The 2,839-nt window shown below is 73.2% G+C and carries 1 protein-coding gene; it reads right to left on the reverse strand.

Features of this window, described 5'->3' with window-relative positions; translation table 11 throughout:
• Window positions 1-9 precede the first annotated feature (9 nt).
• Window positions 10-2,839 (reverse strand): hypothetical protein (locus tag JAB6_RS29930; protein WP_175444635.1); only part of this gene is annotated, 2,830 nt, incomplete at its 5' end.

The raw sequence follows: 2,839 nt of genomic DNA on the forward strand, positions 1-2,839 counted from the left end.
CCTGGCCGCCTATTCAGCTGCCCACCCGTTCGACCTGGTGGCGGCGCTGGCGGCGGCATTGTCTGCCAGTTGCGCCGCTTGCGCGGCCGCTTGCGAGACGCTGGCGACAGTGGCGGCCGTCGCGGCGGCCAGATCGTCGGCGATGGCGGTAGCGGTGGCCGCACTCGCCGTGATGGCGGCAGCGGCCGTGGCGGCCGCATTCGCGTCCGCCTGCAAGGCCGCATTCAGGGCGGCCAGGGCGTTGGCCGCCGTCGCTGCCGTCGCGGCGGCGGCGGCATCGGCTGCCTGCGCCGCCTGGGCCGCGGCCAGCGAGGTGGCGGCCACGCCAGCGGCCGTGGCCGCGAGCGTGTCGTCCAGCGCCGCCGCCGTTGCTGCCGCCTGGGAAGTCAGGGCCAGGGTGGCGGCGGCGGTGGCGGCACTGTCGGCCGCGAGAGCATTGTTCAGGGCGGTCAGGGATGCTGCCGCCGTGGCGGCTGTCGAGGCGGCAGCCGCGTCATCGGCTTGCGCCGACTGCGCGACGGCCTGCGACAGGGCCGCCGTGGTGGCCGCTGTGGTGGCCGCCAGCGCCGCCACCAGGTCGAACGGGTGGGCAGCTGAATAGGCGGCCAGGGCAGCGGCATTGGCCGCATCGTTGCTGGCGATGGTGGTCAGTGCGGCCGCATCCGTCAGGGCAGCCTTGGTGGCCGCCACGGTGGCGGCCGTCACATTGAGCGTGTGGGCGGTACCGAGCAGGACGGCGTCGGTGAGACCGGCGACGGCTGCTGCTGCCGTCGAGGCGGTGGCATTGACGGTCGCGACCAGGCCCAAGGCGACGGCGTCCGTCAGGTTGGCCGTCGTTTGCGCGGCCGTGGCGGCGGCCGCATCGACGGTGGACACCAGGCCCAGGGCGACGGCGTCGGTCAGTGCGGCGGTGGCCGCTGCCGTGTTGGCGGCGGCCGTGGCGGCCGTCGACACGGTGCCCAGGGCGACGGCATCGGTCAGGCTGGCAACGGCGGCAGCGGCGCTGGCGGCCGTGTTGGCGGCCGTCGACACGAGGCCCAGTGCCACGGCATCGGTCAGGTTGGCTGTCGTTTGCAGGGCGGCGGCGGCAGCCGCGTCGGCCGTGGCGACCAGGCCCAATGCCGTGGCGTCTGTCAGCGCGGCGGTGGCGGCAGCCGTATTGGCGGCAGTGGTGGCCGCTGCCGAGAGCGTGCCCAGGGCCACCGCATCGGTCAGGTTGGCAACATTCGTCGCCGTATTGGCGGCGGCAGCGGCGGCCGTGGCGAGCAGGCCCAGGCCGGTGGCGTCCGTCAGGTCGGCCGTTGCCTGCAGGGTGGCGGCCACGGTGGCATCGGCGGTCGAGATCAAGCCCAGCGCCGTGGCGTCCGTCAGCGCCGCCAGGCTGGCGGCCGAGGAGGCGACCAGCGCATCGGCATTCGAGATGAGGCTCAGCGTGGTGGCATCGGTCTGGCCAGCCGTCGTGACGGCCAGGGCTGCGGCCGCGTCGGCTGCGGAAGAGACCAGACCCAGGGCCACGGCGTCGGTCAGGTTGGCAACGGATTGTGCCGCCGTCAGCGCGTTTTGCGCCAGCGTGTTGGCGGCCGTCAAGGTGGTGACAGCCGTCTGGGCGGCAAGTTCGGCGGCAGCGTCGGTGGTGGAAACGAGGCCTAGCGCGCCGGCATCGGTCAGCAGGGCCGTGGCGGCGGCAGCCGCGGCGGCGGCCTGTGCGGCGGCGGCAGCACTGACTGCCGAGATATCGATCCCGCCCAGCCCAGCGGCCACCTCCGCCGCCGAGACGGCAGCGGCCGCCGCAGTGATGAGTGCATCGGCATCGGTCGCGGCGGCGAGGGTTTGCAGGCCGGCTGCCGTCAGCGCATCGGCGGTGGAGATGCCGGCAAGGATGGTGGCATCGAACAGGGAGGCAGTGATATCGGCATTATCGGCACCGAGCTGCAGGGTATTGACGACGGCCGTCAGATCGAGCACGCTGGTCTGGCCGGCCGTGACGTTGGCGGCCACGGCGGCGATGCTGGCGAGGTTGAAGGCGTTGAGCGCGACATTGACGTCCAGCAGGCTGGCTTGCGCATTGGCGGCCGCCGCGTCGGCATCGGCCTGGTCGGCCGCTTGCTGCAGGGCGACCACATCGGTCTGGTCGGCCACAGTCTGGGCATTGGCGGCATCGCTGGCGGCGGCTGCGTCGGCGGCGGCCAGGGCTGCCGCATCCGTCTGGTTGGCCGTCGTTTGCGCTGCCAGCGCGGCGGCGGCATCGGCGTCGGAAACCAGTTGCAGGGCGGCCGCGTCCGTCAACGCTGCCTGCGCGGCGGCGCCGATGGAGGTATTGGCGGCCGCATCGGCCGTGATTTGCAGGGCGGCCGCGTCGCTCAGGCTGGCTGTGACGACGGCGTTGGCCGCCACGGTGGCGGCAAGGGCGGCGGCGGCGTCGAGCGCGGCGGCATCGCTACTGGCGGCCAATGCGGCTGCGGCTGCCGCGGCAGCGTCGGCATCGGAAATCAGGGCCAGCGCAGCCGCATCCGTCAAGCCGGCCTGCAGTTGTGCCGCGTCCGACGCCAAGGTAGCGGCATCGGCGATCAGGCCCAGGGTGGGCGCGTCCGTCATGTTCGCTTGCGTCTGTGCATTGGCGGCGTTCGTCGCGGCGGCATTGGCGGCCGCTTGCAGGGCGACGGCGTCGGTGGCGTTGGCGATGGCGGCGTCCTGGGCGGCAATACCGGCGGCGGCGTCCGCTGCCATCGTCAGCGCGACGGCATCGGTGAGGTTTGCTTGTGCATCGGCGGCAATGGAGGTATTTGCGGCGGCGGCAGCACTGACTGCCGAGATATCGATCCCGCCCAGCCCAGCGGCC

This window comes from Janthinobacterium sp. HH104 (assembly GCF_001758715.1).
GTDB classification, from domain to species: domain Bacteria; phylum Pseudomonadota; class Gammaproteobacteria; order Burkholderiales; family Burkholderiaceae_D; genus Janthinobacterium; species Janthinobacterium aestuarii.